The 17,324-nt window shown below is 43.1% G+C and carries 17 protein-coding genes and 1 pseudogene; 14 read left to right on the plus strand and 4 right to left on the minus strand.

What is annotated here, in order from left to right:
* The first annotated feature begins 251 nt into the window (after window positions 1–251).
* The 9 genes and pseudogenes from thrC to PUW25_RS07915 all read left to right on the plus strand — a co-directional run bounded on the left by thrC (window position 252) and on the right by PUW25_RS07915 (window position 10,159).
* Window positions 252–1,655, plus strand: coding sequence for a threonine synthase (thrC, locus tag PUW25_RS07875; RefSeq protein ID WP_047909965.1), 1,404 nt, complete (start codon window positions 252–254; stop codon window positions 1,653–1,655).
* Window positions 1,656–1,925: 270 nt separating this feature from the next.
* Window positions 1,926–3,203: a sulfotransferase family protein gene (locus tag PUW25_RS07880; RefSeq protein WP_047909964.1), complete on the plus strand. Its 1,278-nt coding sequence runs from the start codon at window positions 1,926–1,928 to the stop codon at window positions 3,201–3,203.
* Window positions 3,200–5,128: an asparagine synthase-related protein gene (locus PUW25_RS07885; protein WP_274336879.1), complete on the plus strand. Its 1,929-nt coding sequence runs from the start codon at window positions 3,200–3,202 to the stop codon at window positions 5,126–5,128. Before PUW25_RS07880 ends, PUW25_RS07885 begins: the two co-directional genes overlap by 4 nt.
* A 52-nt stretch (window positions 5,129–5,180) precedes the next feature.
* Entirely contained in the window at window positions 5,181–5,315 is a 135-nt protein-coding gene (locus PUW25_RS07890) for a paeninodin family lasso peptide (RefSeq protein WP_152557589.1), read from the plus strand.
* Window positions 5,316–5,452: 137 nt separating this feature from the next.
* Window positions 5,453–6,400, plus strand: coding sequence for a hypothetical protein (locus PUW25_RS07895; RefSeq protein ID WP_047909962.1), 948 nt, complete (start codon window positions 5,453–5,455; stop codon window positions 6,398–6,400).
* Window positions 6,397–6,690, plus strand: a complete 294-nt coding sequence (locus PUW25_RS07900) for a lasso peptide biosynthesis PqqD family chaperone (RefSeq protein ID WP_047909961.1) — start codon at window positions 6,397–6,399, stop codon at window positions 6,688–6,690. The genes PUW25_RS07895 and PUW25_RS07900 overlap by 4 nt, the downstream gene beginning before the upstream one ends.
* A gap of 4 nt (window positions 6,691–6,694) precedes the next feature.
* A complete protein-coding gene (locus PUW25_RS07905; RefSeq protein WP_238546263.1) occupies window positions 6,695–7,150 on the plus strand; it encodes a lasso peptide biosynthesis B2 protein in 456 nt (151 codons plus the stop codon).
* Window positions 7,151–7,178: 28 nt separating this feature from the next.
* A complete protein-coding gene (locus PUW25_RS07910; RefSeq protein ID WP_052511684.1) occupies window positions 7,179–8,357 on the plus strand; it encodes a nucleotidyltransferase domain-containing protein in 1,179 nt (392 codons plus the stop codon).
* Window positions 8,350–10,159: pseudogene (locus tag PUW25_RS07915) on the plus strand (ABC transporter ATP-binding protein). The gene PUW25_RS07910 and the pseudogene PUW25_RS07915 overlap by 8 nt, the downstream one beginning before the upstream one ends.
* 42 nt (window positions 10,160–10,201) lie before the next feature.
* On the opposite strand, the gene cysC reads toward PUW25_RS07915, so the two are convergent.
* A complete protein-coding gene (gene cysC / locus PUW25_RS07920) occupies window positions 10,202–10,765 on the minus strand; it encodes an adenylyl-sulfate kinase (RefSeq protein WP_047909960.1) in 564 nt (187 codons plus the stop codon).
* A 201-nt stretch (window positions 10,766–10,966) separates the two neighbouring features.
* Here cysC and pdaA point away from each other — a divergent pair, with 201 nt between their 5' ends.
* Window positions 10,967–11,743, plus strand: a complete 777-nt coding sequence (pdaA, locus tag PUW25_RS07925) for a delta-lactam-biosynthetic de-N-acetylase (protein ID WP_047909959.1) — start codon at window positions 10,967–10,969, stop codon at window positions 11,741–11,743.
* Between the two features lie 206 nt (window positions 11,744–11,949).
* Complete coding sequence (locus tag PUW25_RS07930) at window positions 11,950–13,077, plus strand: glycoside hydrolase family 88/105 protein (RefSeq protein WP_081872162.1); 1,128 nt, start codon at window positions 11,950–11,952, stop codon at window positions 13,075–13,077.
* A gap of 55 nt (window positions 13,078–13,132) precedes the next feature.
* Here PUW25_RS07930 and PUW25_RS07935 read toward each other — a convergent pair whose 3' ends face one another.
* Entirely contained in the window at window positions 13,133–13,984 is an 852-nt protein-coding gene (locus tag PUW25_RS07935; protein ID WP_274336880.1) for a DegV family protein, read from the minus strand.
* Between the two features lie 156 nt (window positions 13,985–14,140).
* A complete protein-coding gene (locus PUW25_RS07940) occupies window positions 14,141–14,554 on the minus strand; it encodes a hypothetical protein (RefSeq protein WP_047909957.1) in 414 nt (137 codons plus the stop codon).
* 212 nt (window positions 14,555–14,766) lie between these two features.
* Between PUW25_RS07940 and PUW25_RS07945 the strand changes: the two genes are divergently transcribed.
* Complete coding sequence (locus PUW25_RS07945; protein WP_370510312.1) at window positions 14,767–15,099, plus strand: DUF423 domain-containing protein; 333 nt, start codon at window positions 14,767–14,769, stop codon at window positions 15,097–15,099.
* Window positions 15,100–15,151: 52 nt separating this feature from the next.
* Here the strand turns inward: PUW25_RS07945 and PUW25_RS07950 are convergent, their stop codons facing one another.
* Window positions 15,152–15,643 (minus strand): hypothetical protein, encoded by a 492-nt coding sequence (locus tag PUW25_RS07950; protein ID WP_047909955.1) that lies wholly within the window; start codon window positions 15,641–15,643, stop codon window positions 15,152–15,154.
* A 264-nt stretch (window positions 15,644–15,907) separates the two neighbouring features.
* Here PUW25_RS07950 and PUW25_RS07955 point away from each other — a divergent pair, with 264 nt between their 5' ends.
* Both PUW25_RS07955 and PUW25_RS07960 read left to right on the plus strand, forming a co-directional pair.
* Window positions 15,908–16,210 carry a YunC family protein gene (locus PUW25_RS07955; protein WP_047909954.1) on the plus strand — a complete coding sequence of 101 codons (303 nt, stop codon included), beginning with the start codon at window positions 15,908–15,910 and terminating at the stop codon, window positions 16,208–16,210.
* A gap of 347 nt (window positions 16,211–16,557) precedes the next feature.
* On the plus strand, window positions 16,558–17,022 hold the full coding sequence (locus PUW25_RS07960) for a Dps family protein (RefSeq protein WP_047909953.1): 465 nt from the start codon (window positions 16,558–16,560) through the stop codon (window positions 17,020–17,022).
* Window positions 17,023–17,324 lie beyond the last annotated feature (302 nt).

The raw sequence follows: 17,324 nt of genomic DNA on the forward strand, positions 1-17,324 counted from the left end.
CACCCCCCTTGGATTACGCGGCACAGTTTGGCCTGCTGTAAATTATGTATATTCACGGGCAGGGACGTTATGTGATGACATATATAATAAATAGAGAATATATCAAAACTTTTTTTTCAAAATGCCATGGTATTGACGATTCCTGTAAGAAAAAGATTCGCTTTTATCCAAGATAGTAGTATTATGGTTAAAAAGAAAAAGTAGAGGTCCAGTGAAACGAGAATTGGGTCCATTATGCAGGAGGGAAACAGATGCAATATCATAGTACTCGAGGACATGTAAGTGGAGTTGGTTTCATCGATGCATTTCTGATGGGGCTGGCAACGGATGGAGGTCTGCTTGTACCGAGCACAATACCTTCATTATCGACGGAACAGCTGGAAGCATGGCGGAATCTATCCTTTCAAGATCTCATGCTCGAAATTTTCTCCTATTATACAAATGAAGAAATTCCGGAAGCCGAGCTAAAAGAAATGGTGTATGCGAGCTACAGCACATTTCGTGATGAAGCTGTTACACCCGTGCGCAAGCTGACGGATCAAATATATTTGCTTGAGCTGTTCCATGGACCTACCTTTGCGTTCAAAGATGTCGCACTACAGCTGATGGGTAATCTATATACTTATGTCGCGCGCAAATACAATAAACAGATTAATATTCTCGGAGCAACCTCAGGGGATACCGGTGCATCTGCAATTGAAGGTGTTCGAGGAAAAGAAGGCATCAATATTTGCATTTTGCATCCGAATGGCAAGGTCAGCAAGGTTCAAGAGCTGCAGATGACGACAGTACAGGACAGCAACGTATTGAATCTTTCTGTTGAAGGTAATTTTGACGATTGCCAGCGCATGATCAAGCAGCTGTTTGCGGATGTAGAATTCAAGAATGAGCATCATCTCTGTGCGATCAATTCTATCAATATTGTGCGGATTCTCGCTCAGACGGTTTACTACTTCTATGCATACTTCCGGGTGACGGACGAGCGTCCGGAACTAACGGCTGCACCGCTTCATTTCAGCGTCCCGACAGGTAATTTTGGTGATATTTTTGCAGGATATCTTGCATCCCTGATGGGGCTTCCTGTTGGCAAGCTCATATTGGCTACGAATGAGAACAACATCCTCGAGCAGTTTGTAAATAAAGGGCTGTATAAGCCAGACCAATTCCATACGACTTACAGCCCGTCAATGGATATTCAGGTTGCTAGCAACTTTGAACGTTATTTGTATTACGTACTGGGAGAGAATGCTGCTCAGACGGAAGAATATATGAAGTCTTTCCAAGAGAAGGGCTACATTCAAATTCCCGAAGACATCCTAGCTAAAGTACAACAAGAGTTTGCAGCTTATGGAGTGCTTGGTGAAGAATGTTTGGACACAATCAAGAAGTATCATGAGCAAACGACCTATCTGCTCGATCCTCACTCGGCCTGTGGGGTAAAGGCAGCTGAGCAAAAGGTGGGAGCACAGGAAGTAGTCGTGTCGCTGGCTACAGCACATCCGGCCAAGTTTAATGAAGCCATCGAGCTGTGCGGGATTGAGCAGAAGTTCCCTGAGCAGATTGCAAGACTAACGGATCTGCCGACACGGAAGAAGCTGGTAGATGGAACGCTTGATGCTGTCGTGGCAGAGCTTCTCCCTTTTTACAACGCCTAAAACAGAATTCAGTTTAAACCTTATTTAATTGCATAATTACGAAGAACGGCATAAAAGTCTGTTTCCGAAGATAATATCTTTGGAGCAGACTTTTTTATTTATGAATCAAATATGAAAATACAAAAGTGAAAAAGGATGAAAAATAAAGCATTGACATGATACAAAATGTATCATAAAGTAGGTTTTACAATACATAAAGTATCATAATTCTAGGATAGAAGTACTATTAACAAATAATGTACAGTTATTTGTCGGAAAGGAGTCGCAGCATTGAAGCATTTCCGTGATGATCAACTCGTATTTTTGCTGTGTACGCCCAGAAGCGGAAGCTCACTTACAACAGTGATGCTGCAGAACCATGAGGAAGTGTTCGCCGCACAGGAGATGTGGTATTTGCTCTCACTTGCGGACTTGCAACTAGCTCCTGTACGCCCCTATGGAGGCACGGGGATTATCCGTCAATTCTATAATGGAATTATTTCAGAAGATTTGTTTCATAGAGCAGCACGCAGCTTCGGAGTGGAGATATATGAGGGATTATTAAATCAGAATGGCGCACGTAAGATCATAGATAAGTCGCCAAGATATTATATATTGCTAGAGTTTCTGGATGCCGTGTTTCCCGAATCGCAAAGAATTGGATTATTTCGTAACCCGCTATCTGTGGCTGCATCCTACAAGAAGGTCAATGCATATAGCGGAGAACCATTTTCACTGATTGAGGATCTCAAGCAGCCTATTCCTGGTATGAAGATCGTCGACCTTACAGCGGGGCTGTTCCGCTACGCTACGTATTTTAAGGGAGAATCGGCCTACTCCTACAAGCTTCAATATGAAGAGCTCGTGCGGCAGCCTGAACAACAATTACGCAAGCTGTGCGAGTTTATCGGTATTTCTTACCGTGAAGGAATGGAGCAGTACGGTAATCCGGTAAGTGAAGAAAAAGCGGATCTTTTTTACAGTATGGGGGCAGGGGACCCCTTCTTATTGAATCATACACAGGCGCATGTGCAGTCCATTGACGCTTGGAAGGATCAGCTTAGTCCTGATGAGATGGATGCCTATTGCCGAGTGCTGGGAGCACGAATATTTCATGATCTTGGGTACTCGGAGGAACTGGAAGAAGCACAGCGGATAACGGGCGTGAGGTATGAGCTCTCGCCAGACGAAGCGACGATGGAGCGGATTGAGCAGCAATTTTTGAAATCGAGCGGTTATATATGGAAGCCGGACTATGAATTAAGCACAAGTAGTATTCTTACAGGGACACAGTTTGCTGGAGCTGTAGATGACCTGGAATTAGAGGCTGTGCAAGTGAATCAGATCAGGGATCACAGGCAGGCTTCCATCCAGATTGCTCAGCTTGAAACGAGAGTCAGGCTGCTGGAGAACCGATTAACGAAGAGCTATATGGAGAAGAACCATGTGGAGAAGCAGCTGATCCAGCTTAGAAGCAAGCTTAATCGAATTAAATCCATACTGCCATTTGGGAACCGGCTGTCATCCTGGGCTCAGGGGTACTTGTCTGGAAGGGAGGGGAAATCATGAGTGCCATCATGGGATGCTTTTCCCGCAGAGAGCCGATTATGCCTGAAGATATGGACCCCGCAGGAGCTTACTTGACGAAATATAAGTGGGATCGCATTCACTCATGGAGTGATGCTCATGTTTTTTTTAGCTGTCATATGCAGTGGGTGACCCCGGAGTCCGTCCATGAAGTGCTTCCCCTCTACGATGAAAGGCGGGATATCACCATCACTGCGGATGCGATTATTGATAATCGCAGTGAGCTGTTTGACAAGCTGCAGATCCCTCTTACAGAGCGAATCACGATTTCCGACAGCCAATTGATACTGGAAGCTTATGTGAAGTGGGGAGAAGATGCTCCTAAGCATTTATTAGGTGATTATGTCTTTATGATTTGGGATTCAAGGAAGGATCAATTGTTTGGTGCACGTGATGAGTCAGGCCGCAGGTCCTTTTACTATATAGATGATGGTGTGCATTTTGCGTTCTGCAGCTCGATGAATCCGCTCTTCCATATGCCTTATTTTAACAAAGAGTTAAACGAGCAATGGCTGGCCGAATTTCTGGCGATCCGCGGAATGTATGAATCCTATGACGTTCACGCCACTGCGTATCGTAATGTCAGACAGATTCCGGCTGCACATTGGATTAAGGTAGGCAGGCAGGGAGTCGAATTACGTCAATACAGATATTTTGAAGAAATAGAGCCGCTGTATCTGAAGTCGGATGAAGAATATGAAGAGGCCTTCCGAGATGTATTCGACCAGGCTGTTCGGGCAAGAGTCAGAACATATAAGCAAGTAGGCACAGCCCTCAGTGGTGGACTTGATTCAGGAACGGTTGCGAGCTTCGCCTCACCGATGCTGAAATTGAATGGCAAGGAGCTTCATGCCTACAGCTACGTACCTGTATCAGGCTTCGAGGATTGGACGTCCAGCCGGTTAATTGCAGATGAAACGCCTTACATTCAATCCACAGTGAATTTTGTAGGGAATATTCGAGAGAACTATATGAATTTTGCTGGCAAGAGTCCGCTGACGGAAGTGAATGACTGGCTGGACATCATGGAGACCCCCTACAAATTTTTTGAAAACTCATTCTGGATTCGGGGGTTTTATGAACGTGCACAGGAGCAGGGAGTAGGGGTAATGCTTACAGGGGCCATGGGAAACTTCACAATTTCATGGGGGCCGGCGTTAGACTACTATGCTCATTTATTGCGAAGAGGCAAGCTGGTTCACCTCGCAAGGGAAGTTCAGCAATACAGCCGTCTGGCCGAAGTACCGCGAGGCAAGCTGCTGCCGATTATCGGAAGAAAGGCTTTTCCCATGCTTCGCAGGCAGCGTGCGGCTGTGGGAGGAACAGTCGAAGTGCCTGAACTTATCCACCCGGATTTTGCTCGAAGAATGGAAATGCATCGGCAAATGAAGCCATACGTTGTAAATAAACAAACGGTTTATATTAACGCATTAACTGCACGAAAAGAAAATATAAATAACTTGGCCGTGGCTAACAAGAATGGGGCAATGGCAACGAAACTATCTATGCGATACGGGCTTATTGAACGTGATCCAACCAATGATCCAAGGGTGGTTCGATACTGTTTATCTGTTCCACTAGAGCAATATGTTCAAAAAGGACGAGATCGCGCTCTGCTGCGTCGCTCCACAGTGAATTACTTACCGGATAACGTGAGACTTAATCAGACTATACGAGGCGTTCAACCAGCGGATTGGATTTATAGAATTAAGCCGGAATGGGACATCTGGGTATCCGAGCTAAAACGAATGACTAATGATACTTCAATTTCAGACTACCTTAATATAGACCAGATTCATAAAGGAATTACTAAGCTGGATAATCCTCGTTTAGAACTTGCATGGGATCCTGAGGTTCGGATGCTGATGCACAGCCTGATCGTTTATCGTTTTTTGCAGCAATTCTAACGGCCTCTAAATTGAGTTGTATATCTGAAATTATTGAAAGGAGGTGAGAGGAATGCAAAACAACAAAATGGAATGGCAAATACCTAGCCTTGAAGTTCTTGAAATGAGTGAGACTAAGCAAGGAACTGGATTCAGACAAATTGACTGGATCTCCGAGCATGATGCGGATTTGTATGATCCTAGCTAATAAGAAGTAATGGAGTCATTTTTACTTATGCATACTGACAGCTTACAGCTATCAGTGAAAACGATCTATATCTGCTTTCGCTGATAGCTGTAAACCGATATAAAATAGCTTTTAAATAGACCAGCTGGGAGGATTACATGTCACAAGATAAATCAGCTGTATCCGCCTATTTAGCTTTTGGATTAACCATTCAAAGTGAAATGCCTCTTCCTGAATTGACAGCTATAATTGTTGCAGAAGAGACGAATATTGATGTAACCATTCAGTTTGGAGATTTGTCCTCTGTCTGCTTTGACTGGGGGTTGGCTGAGCAGAATTTTCAAAGCAGGGATGATCAATTTTTATTTCAAATACCTGAAGTAGGAACATTTCATGTCGTACAAGGCAGAACTGTGACGGTAATGCCGCATAATGGCTGTAATTTATCCAGAGTTAGGCTGTATTTGCTAGGAACGTGTATGGGCGTATTGCTGCTGCAGCGAAATATATTACCTTTACATGGTAGCGCAGTAGCTATGAATGGATATGCATTTGCTTTTGTTGGGGAATCAGGTGCAGGCAAATCAACTTTATCTGCGGCCTTTGTAAATAGAGGCTACAGACTTATTAGTGACGATGTCATTGCTGTCAGCACGAATCAATCTGTACCTATGGTTTCTCCGGCTTATCCCCAGCAAAAACTAAATGCATTTAGTCTTGATCTGCTAACTATGAGTTCTGATGGACTTAGTGTAATTAAGGACGAATGGAAGTATGCCGTTCCGAGGAAAAAGGATTTTAGTCAAGCTCAAGCTAGGATACCGTTAGCAGGTGTATTTGAGCTTATTGCCTCAGATCATCAGCCAGAAGTACAGTTGAATTCAGTATCTACGCTTGAGGGTATTCAGTTGCTCCAAGCACATACTTATCGGTTGCCACTTGTCAAAAGAATACAGAATATGCAGTGGCATTTTGACAAGGTGACAGAGATTGCAAGTCAAGTAGATCTGTGTCGACTGCATCGTCCGAAGAATTCTATAACTATTGAGCAACTTGTGAATACTGTGCTGCAAGCCATTGAAAGAGGAGTGAGGGTAACCAAATGAAATTAGAAACGATATTACAAGATGTCCACTATATTCAGCAAGAAGGACATGTTGTCAGTGACATGAATGGTGATAAAGTGATGATGTCAATTCAGTCAGGAAAGTATTATAACTTGGGCCGTACAGGTGGGCGAATCTGGGAACTACTTGCTGATGGCAACACGATTTCAGAAATTGTTAATATCTTATCTGCTGAATATTCAATCGATCAATCTACATGTGGTCAACAGGTAGAGCTATTTATGAATTCCCTCCTTAAGGAAGGATTAATTAAACAAAAAGAGGATTAATGTGATGTGGAGCAAAACTTTATTACTTCGCTCTTTCACCAAACAAAAGCCTGCCATGAGAAAACTGATCATAGAGGCTTTCTTTTATTTGGCCTATGCACGAGTACTTAACCTGCGCCCTTTCTCAAAAGTTGCTCAGATGTTAGATTGTGAGAATGAAGAAACATCATATGATCGGAGCTCTGATCTCGATCCCATTAGACTGAAAGTTGCCAAGGCCATTGATATGACGGCTAAACATACTCCTTGGAGGAGTGAATGCCTTGTCACTAGTATTGCCGGGATGAAGATGCTGAAAAGACGCAATATTCAAAGTACGCTTTATCTAGGTGTTGCACGTAACGAAAGCGGAGGAATGAGTGCGCATGCTTGGCTTCGTAGTGGTCCCATGTATGTAGCTGGAGCAGACGAAATCGAGAAATATACCGTTGTAGGGATGTTCTCTAACAAAAATGCTTGAACCAGAGTGAAGTCAGAGGGTGAGCAAAATGATGAGTATTCAAAATAATAATATATTTGTCGGAGAATCCATTGAATTTCAATTCATGTGTGATTTACTAGCAGAAGATCGTGTAACTGAACAGGAAATTCGACAAAAATATGAGGTTGAAACAATAGATTGGAAGGAATTCAATAGATTAATTTACCACCACCGCATTTACCCGCTTATTTATGCACGATTACAATCATTCCACGAAGTAGTCCCATTGGATGTAATGGATCAAATTCAGAAGGCAGTGACGCATAACACTTTCTATATGATGAGACTGACGGCTGAAATGGAGCGAGTCACCTCAGTCCTGGAACAACAAAATATTAAGGTTATTATGTTAAAAGGGCCGATTCTTGCTTTCGAATTATATGGAGATCTTGCGCATCGAACTTCCAAGGATCTTGATTTACTGGTCAACATTAGTGATGTTGATGCCTCCCTAAATGTTCTAGAAAAAGCGGGTTATATTAAAAAGTATGATACCCCATTTATTATGGAAGGCTGGAAATGGAAGGACCATCATATCTCTCTGTTTCATCCGGAGCATAAAACGCAAATTGAGGTTCATTGGAAGCTTAATCCATCCGGAGCAAAAGACATTTCTTTTCAAGAATTGTGGAATAGAAGACAAACGATAACTATAGTTGAACACGAGGTGTCTTACCTAGGCAAAGAAGATCTATTCATGTATCTCGTCAGTCATGGAGCAAGACATGGATGGTTTAGACTTCGTTGGTTAATGGATATCGATCTCATATTACGTAAGAACAATACGATTCATAATTTTGAATACTATGCGGAACTGCATGAAAGTGAATTCTATGCAGGGCAGGCTTACCTGTTGTGTTCGAGATTATTGAGAGCCCCGCTTACAAGTAAAATGAAAGAATTAGTGGAGCATGCCCATACAATAAAATTAACGGAGTATGCATTAAATTTGATCCTTGAAGAACCTGATAAAGAAACAGGGATAAATTATCTGAAACAGATCAAATCTCCGAAACGACGAATGATCATGCTGCTAGGAAGGCTGTATCCAGGTCCGATGGATGCTGAATTATTGCCACTGCCCCGCAAGCTGCATTTTCTATACATACCTTTACGCCCTTTCCTATGGATGTGGCGCAGAATCAGGCAGCGCATGGTTCTTAAAGGGAGACATGAATATGATTGAACTTCGAACCTATCTAAAGAAGCTGTACTCTATTACAGGTCCCAAGCTGATCGCCAGCATTTTGTTTATGGTCATCATCAGTATATTGGAAGGGTTTGGAATCTACTTACTGGTTCCCATGCTGTCTGCAATTAATGTGTTGGACTCTGGCGTGAATGATTCAGTCCCGCTCGAATGGGTCACCGGTCTTCTTGGGTTTGTACCGCAGCAATCACAGCTTTTACTTGTACTTCTCATTTTTGTGGTTATTTTGACGTTTCAGGCGTTAATGCAGCGTAATCAGAACATTCTCAGCTCTCAAATCCAGCAAAACTTTATACATACCTTGCGTTATGAAACGTATAGACTATTAATTTATTCCAAATGGGAGCTTTTTTTAACGAAGAAAAAATCAGACTTTAACCATATCCTCACCTCAGAGCTGGCGCGTGTGAGCCAAGGAACGAACGTCTTAATTCAGCTTACGGCATCGGTCATATTTACAGTCATTCAGATTGGATTTGCCTTTTGGCTGTCTGCCGAATTGACTCTGATGGTATTAGGCTTTGGTGCCATTCTGTTTATGGTTCTCCGGCCGTTTATACGCAAAGCCAAGGCTTTGGGGGATCACACATCTGATCTGTCTCAACAATATATGTCTGAGATCGTCGAGCATTTTAACGGGATGAAGGATATTAAGAGCAACAATCTGGAGCAGCAGCATGAAACAGGCTTTAAAGCCTTGTGCAAGCGAATGGAGCACAACATGGTGTCTTATATTCGTCTTAATTCAACTACACAGCTGATTTATCGAATCGCTGCGGCTGTTATTATTGCCTTGTTTGTGTATGCATCTCTTAACCTGTTTTCTTATCCTGCTGAGCATTTGCTGTTGATGATTGTTATATTCTCGAGATTATGGCCCCGGTTCTCCATGATCCAAACCAGTCTGGAGTATATCGGTTCGCTGATCCCTGCTTTCCGGAGCTTGTTACAGCTGCAACAAGAATGTGAGCAGGCTTTGGAATCCGGCAGCCTAAATACTCCGATGAGCGGTACGGATATCAAACCGATTGCTTTGAAGACAGGGATTCGCTGTGAGGATATATCCTATCGATATCCAGGACAAACCCAAGATGCGCTGCAGCACGTTAATACCTTTATTCCCGTTAACGGTATGACGGCAATTGTGGGACGCTCAGGTGCAGGTAAAAGTACGTTTATTGATCTGCTCATGGGGTTAATTCAGCCGACAAAAGGGACCATTCTCTTGGATAAAGCTCCTTTGGAGGCATCACGGCTGCAAGCCTGGCGTCAGTCGATCAGTTATGTATCGCAAGAGCCTTTCTTGTTCCATACATCGATACGGGACAATCTTGTTCTGGTTAAGCGTGATGCTACCGAGGAGGAGCTGTGGGAAGCGCTGCGATTTGCGTCCGCCCATTTTGTTGTTGATTTGCCGCAAGGACTGGATACCATCATCGGTGATCGGGGAGTCCGATTATCTGGAGGGGAGAGACAGCGGATTGTACTCGCAAGAGCGATATTACGTAAGCCGGCCATTCTCATATTAGATGAAGCAACCAGCGCACTGGATGGCGAGAATGAACTCACTATACAAGAAGCACTTAAGGCGTTGCAGGGGCGGATGACGATCGTCGTCATTGCACACCGCTTGTCTACTATTCAAGGCGCTGATCAAGTCATCGTGCTTGAAGGGAGGGGGCAAAGTAATGCAGCAAGGAGCATATGAAGGGCTGTCTACAGATGCAGATGGTGCTTTCGGTCAATTGCTGTCTTATCAGACGAGAGCATCTTTATAACACAGGATGCTCTCCGTCTGAAGGTGCCAATAGAAGAAGCCATTAAGCTAGGGCATGTCTTTGTAACGCGGTGACGAGTAAGGAGACGGACAGCTCAATATCTTGAAGCTCGGTATCTATGATGATATCGGGCTTGTTTGGTATGTCGTATCCAGCTGATATCCCTGTGAAATTCGAAATTTCACCACGTTTTGCTTTTTGGTATAATCCCTTCGGATCTCGCTGTTCACAGACTTCGACAGAACATTTCACATACACCTCTACAAATTCCCCAGGCTCAAACATGGATTTCACCATTTCCCGATCTTGCTCATGTGGAGAAATAAACGCTGCGATGACATTGGTGCCTGAGTTGAGAAATAGCTTAGATACCTCTGCAATTCGCCTTAAATTTTCTCTGCGGTCCTCTGGGCTGAATCCCAGGTCCCGGTTTAAACCGCGGCGCACTTGATCCCCATCCAGCATGTAGCAGGGAATTCCTTCTCTCTTCCAAACGTGTTCCAGATGGGACGCAAGTGTCGTCTTGCCAGATCCAGATAGGCCTGTAAGCCAAATGACTCTCGGATTCTTATTTATAGACAAGGCCCTTCTCTCCTTAGAAAATATGTATTTTTAGTACAATTTGGTTCCCCTACATTTCGATTATAACGGATGAAAGTAATTAGCAAAATACTACATAAAAATATAAATATCTGCTTATATTACGTAAAGTGACAGCAAGTGAAAGTATTAGGCCTGCTGTGTTCGTTAGACATCGTTCAAGTGGAATTGGGCCAAAGATCAAATTAAGAAAGGGGCAGATCACAAATGAAAAAGTTGCTCGTCCTGGGCACGATAATCGCAATCCTCATTTCAGGGACACAGATGGTCCATGCTTCCTCCGTGAAGGACGCATTTCATTTTGGGTTTAAGAAAAGCAAGGACGGACAATCAGCCTCCATTAACGAGGAAGGCTTTAAACATATTCTGGAGAAGCATGGTGCTATTTTTATGGGAGATACGAAGCAGAAGGAATTGTATCTGACCTTCGATAATGGGTATGAGAATGGGTATACACCAGCTATCCTGGATGTATTGAAAGAAAAGAAGGTGCCTGCTGCTTTTTTTGTAACAGGACATTATCTGAAGGACAAGCCGGACCTAGTTCGCCGGATGAGTCAAGAAGGACACATCGTTGGAAACCACTCCTGGAGCCATCCCGATCTCACGATAACTTCGAATGAAAAAATCAAGATCGAGCTGGACCAAGTCAAGGAAGAGACCAAGAGGCTGACAGGTAAAGAATACCCTTATCTCCGGCCACCTCGAGGAATATTTAGTGATCGAACGCTTGAAGTAAGTCGTGGTCTCGGATACACCGATGTATTCTGGTCCATCGCCTATAAGGATTGGGATACGAATGTTCAGAAAGGCTCGCAGTATGCCTATGATCAAGTGATGAAGCAGCTGCATCCGGGTGCTGTAATTCTGCTGCATTCGGTATCCAAGGACAATACAGAGGCACTTGGCTCCATCATAGATGCTGCGAGAGCTCAGGGCTACACCTTCAAAAGCTTGGATGAATTAAAGACCAAGACCTACTGAAATTAATCTGTGAAATATGCAAGCCCGCTGATCAGCTTATATGCTGTCAGCGGTTTTTTATGCGATTTTATATGGAGATCGTATTTTTGTGTATTTAACCTTGTATACGCTTTATTTCCATTATATAGTTAAAAAGTGAGATTCGATACTTGGACACATTAGGCAAATATGAATTATGAATAACAATCATAGGAGGGAAACGGGCTTTGGATATCATTTGGTCTACTCGGATATTGGATTCATTCATGAACCGTAACAAGCAATTGCCATGGGGGGATTTTCATTCAAGGCTGCACTGGAATTATGAAAATGGCTGCATGATGACCGCTGTTGAACGAGTATGGCGGGCGACGAACGACCCTATCTATTTTGATTACCTCAAAACGAACATGGATCTATTCATTCAGGATGACGGCCATATTCATACATATCGTTTGAATGAATACAATGTGGATCAATTGAATCAAGGGAAGACATTGTTTACTCTGTACGAAGAAATGGGTGATGAGAAATATCGAATCGCGATCGAGCACCTGATGACACAGCTAAGAAGCCATCCTCGAACGGCCGAAGGAGGACTATGGCATAAGAAAATCTATCCGTTCCAAATGTGGCTGGATGGCGTTTATATGGCCTGTCCGTTGATGACGGCTTATGCAGATCTGATTGGTGCAAATGAATGGTTTGACGAGGCTGTGCATGAAATTTTGTTGATGGAAAAAGTATCACGAGATCCAGAAACTGGATTACTATATCATGCTTATGATGAGAGCAGGGAACAGGCTTGGGCCGATTCAATCACAGGCTGCTCTCCGCACTTCTGGGGAAGAGCTCTCGGCTGGTATGTAATGGCGATCACCGATGTGCTCGATACATTGCCCTTGGATCATCCTAAACGCGGTCAGGTCATCGGCATCTTCTATCGGGTGTGTGAGGCAATCATGAAGGTGCAGGATGAGGCGACTGGCTTATGGTATCAAGTACTGAATCTGCCTGAGCAAGAAGGCAACTACTTGGAGGCATCTGCCTCCTCAATGTTTGTATGTGCACTCGCAAAAGGGGCCCGTCTTGGTTATTTGGGCAGTCATGCATTGGAGGCTGCTCGGAGGGGACATGAAGGCATCGTTCGCCAGTTTGTTAAAGCACGTGAGGATGGTTCTTACGCATTGGAAGGCATATGCAAGGTAGCTGGTCTCGGCGGTCAGCCGTATAGGGATGGATCATTCGAATACTATATTGGAGAACCGCAGCGTACGGATGATCCTAAAGGATTAGCTCCATTTGTTATGGCATGTCTCGAGCTCGAGGCACAATTGACCGAAATAACAGTATAGAACGAACATAAGAAAAGAAGACTCTGCAATATAATGCAGGGTCTTCTTTTTCTTTTTAATATGATTTAGTGTAGATGATACCAATGGTTTTAGGTCCGCAATGACTGGAAATAACACAACCTGCAGTAGCTAGAACAACCTCTTTGGCATTTGTTTTTTCCTGCAATACCTTTTGCAGATAAGGCGCATCATCCTCACACATGGAGTGAACAACGATGATAATATCATTGTCCATTTCATATGCTTTGCTCAGTGCATTTGAGAGCATCTGATCCATCGCTTTTTCCCGTTTGCCTCTGACCTTGTATGCAGGTGTCATTTTGCCATCCGTTACTTTGATAACCGGTCTAATCTTGAGCAGACTGCCGATTAAATTTTGCATCCCCGAGCAGCGGCCGCCCATATATAGATAATCTAATGTATCAATTACAAATTCAGTATCAACCTGTGGTCGGATCTGGGTAAGACGGTTCACAATTTCGGGAACCGAAAGCCCTTCTTCCACTGCGCGTACCGCCTTGATCACCTGAAGACCGATTCCCGTTGATAAATTAAGGGAGTCAAACACGGTAACTCTGCCATCGGGATATTCTGAAGCAGCCAGCAGTGCATTTTGATAGGTTGACGACAGCTCTGAAGAGAGGCTGATAAATAGAATATCGTAGCCTTCATCTATGTAAGGGCCAAAACAGGCCATAAAATCGGCCGGTGATGGAGCTGCAGTCTTCGGTAGCCGTCCTTCTGTTTTGACACGTTCGTACAGCTCTTCAGGAACGATATCCACTCCATCCTTCAATGACTCGTCTCCGAATACGGCATAGAGAGGGACAATGCCAATGTCATACTGATGGATCCATTCTTTTGGCAAATCACTAGTACTGTCCGCAAAAATTTTAATTCGCGACATCTCAATCCCCTTTATACTTAGTTATTTCTTCTTCATAAATCATCTTCCTATTCACATCATCGTGTGAAAAACGGATTTACATCAAACATTATAATGCATATTTGGCGTGTGTAGCAAAAAAGGCAGCAAAAAGGTTCGTCGCGAAGAGGATTTATTCTACACCACAACGGTCATGCTGAAAAAGCCAATGACAATCAGCAGGATCAGTCCATTTAAAATAAGGCCAACCAGTGGAAATGCTCTTTTTCGATTCTTTAATGCCAATCCGATAATAGAAAGGATAACACCAATGATATTCAGTCCAAGGCTGGCAAGAATCAAAAGTCCGATAACAATTACATATAAGTTGTTCAGCATTGCCTCTGGATCGGGATTCTCAAGTATTTCAGCTGCCGCAGCTGGTGACAGGGCGAGAACAGCGATGTAAAGGACCAGGGAAATTATGCTAACAATGAAAGACGCAATACCAGGACCTGAATGCTTAACCTTAGCAGGGGGCGGCTGAAAAGTGCCATAGGGATTGTTTACTTCTTGAAGTTGTTCGTAATCGGGTACTTGGTTCTTATCCATGAAGTCGCTCCTTTATAGATTTACAGTTAACTTTTCCATAATTCAAATTAAAATGCAAGCTGTATCTCTCTAACCGTTCTGTCACAATGTTAAAGGGATGTTCACTAGTAAATGGCGCGTAAATTAGGTTAAGATAATTTAGAATACATTTCATTGAGGAGTGAACATATCAAGTGGCAAAAAAATGGGTTGCCATAGGTTCAATTTTAGCGATGCTGTCTGTCCTGATTGGCGCCTTTGGTGCACATATTATTGAACCGATTATTGGTGAAGAGCGGCTTACTACGTATGAAACCGGCGTGCAGTATCATATGATGCATGCGCTTGGAATTTTGCTTATTGCACTTCTTGCCAACAGCTTCGGTCCAAAGAAGGCATTAGATTGGGCGGCAAGACTGCTGCTCATCGGCATTATACTGTTCTCAGGAAGTTTATATGTGCTTAGCATGACGGGAATCGGCATTCTCGGGGCAATTACACCATTAGGGGGAATTTGCTTCATTATAGGCTGGATTCTTGTTGTCGTGTCCGTGTTAAAAAAATAAGGATAAGGAACGGTCATTCTCATTAGCTGAGAGTGGCCGTTCTTGCTTATTCCTAGATATACTTCTCGATCTCGGACGTATGGATGGAGTAGACCTGCTTCTCATCCACATGATAAATGCTGACCAGCTTGGATAGCGCATCAAAATTAAGAACTCGGCACGGAATGCTCTTATCTTTGCCATTCTTATCACGAATATCGAGCCTGATCAGTCTCCCTTCCTTCATGGCGGACATAAGCCATTTCTCTGAAGGGCAACGGTCCTCTTCTTCTCTCTTCATCGTTCCGGATGCAGGGAGGAGAGGAGATTTATGAATCGGTTTCAAGTTTAGATCGGATACAGCTGTTTGTTTCAAAGCTTGCTCAATTCTTGCTCCCAGCCTCATTCCGGACTGAATTCTGAAATCTGCAATTTGATCTTGTGCATTAAGCATTTCGAGAAGGGATTGCAGTGCAAGGGCATCGGACTTGCTGTGAATCATAATGTCAACGTTAAAAAGAAATTCGGTCTCGTTACTCGTGCCTGCTGACGTCGTATTTTTCATAATAATATTTACCTCGCACTGCTCTTATAATGGAATATTTATGTACATTGATTCTCTAACTATATCATTAAAACGCAATCATGAATACTACCATAGACGCATATTTATACGAAAATTTAGGATTTTTTTATGAGTATGAGGGTGGAATGGTAGGTTTTAAGACATGGTTCTTTTAGCATGAAAAGTATCCGCTACTGTCCACACCATATAGAAGACCCAGGAATAAACTGTCGAGACGCGTTAAGTGAAGGGGGTGTTACACTTATGGTAACATTGGAGCCGGTTCAAGTTGGAGACCATACCCTTGTAGCAGTTGAAGTTAAATTACCCAAAACAACACTGATTACAGTCTCGACTTCCAAAGGATACATTATGTGCGGAGCACTTGATGTTGGCCTGCTAAACGAGCGTTTGGCTGCGCGCAGCATTATCGCAGCTCGGGCAGTTGGCGTCAAGACCATTGCAGAACTGCTTGCTGCACCGATGGAATCTGTAACCATTGAAGCTGAAAGATTAGGTATAGTTCCTGGAATGAGTGGGGTAGAGGCGCTGCAAAGAATGCTGTAATGGGAATGAAAGAGTAAGCTGAGGAGTAGTAAGCGAACATAATATGAATAGCAGTCCCACTATCGGACGATGCGAAGCTAATGAGGGTAATACTTCATCCTTGAGTCGAATCTGTCTATAGGAGACTGCTTTTTTTTAAATGAAGCTATTACATAAGATGAACCGCCAAAGATTTCATTTCGTAAATTTGCATAATGCAGAGACTGCTGGATCATGATATTTTTGTCGGAGTTTACTCTAAGGAATAGAGTTCTTAACTTGTTTCATTAAAATCGTACAAGGGTAACTTAGAACTAGTGGCGAAAGATAAATGTGATCATAAATATAAGTTAAAGGATGGGATCATTATGGCAAAATCAACAAATAAAACAGAAAACAAAACAACGATTGAACAGCTGCTGAATCGAGAGGTTGCGAATCTTAATGTATTGTACGTTAAGCTTCACAATTACCACTGGTATGTTAAGGGCTCGAATTTCTTTACCCTTCATACTAAATTTGAAGAGCTGTACAATGCAGTTACTCTTCAAATGGACGAAGTGGCTGAACGACTTCTTACTATTAAAGGTAGTCCGGCAGCAACGATGAAGGAATACCTGGACCTGGCTTCCATCCAAGAGGCATCCGGCGGTGAAGATCCGAAGACCATGGTTCAAAATCTGATTGAGGATTTCGCAACACTATCCGAAGAATATGCAGAAGGTATTGAAGCTGCGGAGGAAGCAGGAGATGGCCCGACAGCAGATATGCTGACTGGCTTCCAGGCTGATCTGGAGAAGCATATCTGGATGCTGCGTTCTTACTTGGCATAAGATAGATAATTTCACAATTCTAAAGTCTGGTCGATATGACCAGACTTTTTCATTATATGAAGGAACAATAAAGGTCCGATAATTTCTTAGTGAAAGGGGGAAAGATCATTTGATTTGCCTCCTTATTTATTATAGAATGCATAAATATTGGACCACTTAGGAAGCACCTCGGGAAGCTGTGTCTATTTAGTTTATGTGGACAAGGGTATTTTGTTTACGGCGTCTGTAAACTTTCCCACATAAATGACTTGAGAATCATTGAGAATCAGTTTAGAATTATTATAAAGTGACACTTATCGAGT

This window comes from Paenibacillus urinalis, from assembly GCF_028747985.1.
GTDB classification, from domain to species: domain Bacteria; phylum Bacillota; class Bacilli; order Paenibacillales; family Paenibacillaceae; genus Paenibacillus; species Paenibacillus urinalis.

Bases quoted from the DNA above. Each gene is read 5' to 3' on its own strand.
- PUW25_RS07955 (WP_047909954.1), top strand. From the start codon at position 15,908: ATGGTAACATTGGAGCCGGTTCAAGTTGGAGACCATACCCTTGTAGCA.
- PUW25_RS07890 (WP_152557589.1), top strand. From the start codon at position 5,181: ATGCAAAACAACAAAATGGAATGGCAAATACCTAGCCTTGAAGTTCTT.
- PUW25_RS07900 (WP_047909961.1), top strand. From the start codon at position 6,397: ATGAAATTAGAAACGATATTACAAGATGTCCACTATATTCAGCAAGAA.
- PUW25_RS07960 (WP_047909953.1), top strand. From the start codon at position 16,558: ATGGCAAAATCAACAAATAAAACAGAAAACAAAACAACGATTGAACAG.
- PUW25_RS07905 (WP_238546263.1), top strand. From the start codon at position 6,695: ATGTGGAGCAAAACTTTATTACTTCGCTCTTTCACCAAACAAAAGCCT.
- PUW25_RS07910 (WP_052511684.1), top strand. From the start codon at position 7,179: ATGATGAGTATTCAAAATAATAATATATTTGTCGGAGAATCCATTGAA.
- pdaA (WP_047909959.1), top strand. From the start codon at position 10,967: ATGAAAAAGTTGCTCGTCCTGGGCACGATAATCGCAATCCTCATTTCA.
- thrC (WP_047909965.1), top strand. From the start codon at position 252: ATGCAATATCATAGTACTCGAGGACATGTAAGTGGAGTTGGTTTCATC.
- PUW25_RS07935 (WP_274336880.1), bottom strand. From the start codon at position 13,984: ATGTCGCGAATTAAAATTTTTGCGGACAGTACTAGTGATTTGCCAAAA.
- PUW25_RS07895 (WP_047909962.1), top strand. From the start codon at position 5,453: ATGTCACAAGATAAATCAGCTGTATCCGCCTATTTAGCTTTTGGATTA.
- PUW25_RS07945 (WP_370510312.1), top strand. From the start codon at position 14,767: ATGCTGTCTGTCCTGATTGGCGCCTTTGGTGCACATATTATTGAACCG.
- PUW25_RS07885 (WP_274336879.1), top strand. From the start codon at position 3,200: ATGAGTGCCATCATGGGATGCTTTTCCCGCAGAGAGCCGATTATGCCT.
- PUW25_RS07940 (WP_047909957.1), bottom strand. From the start codon at position 14,554: ATGGATAAGAACCAAGTACCCGATTACGAACAACTTCAAGAAGTAAAC.
- PUW25_RS07950 (WP_047909955.1), bottom strand. From the start codon at position 15,643: ATGAAAAATACGACGTCAGCAGGCACGAGTAACGAGACCGAATTTCTT.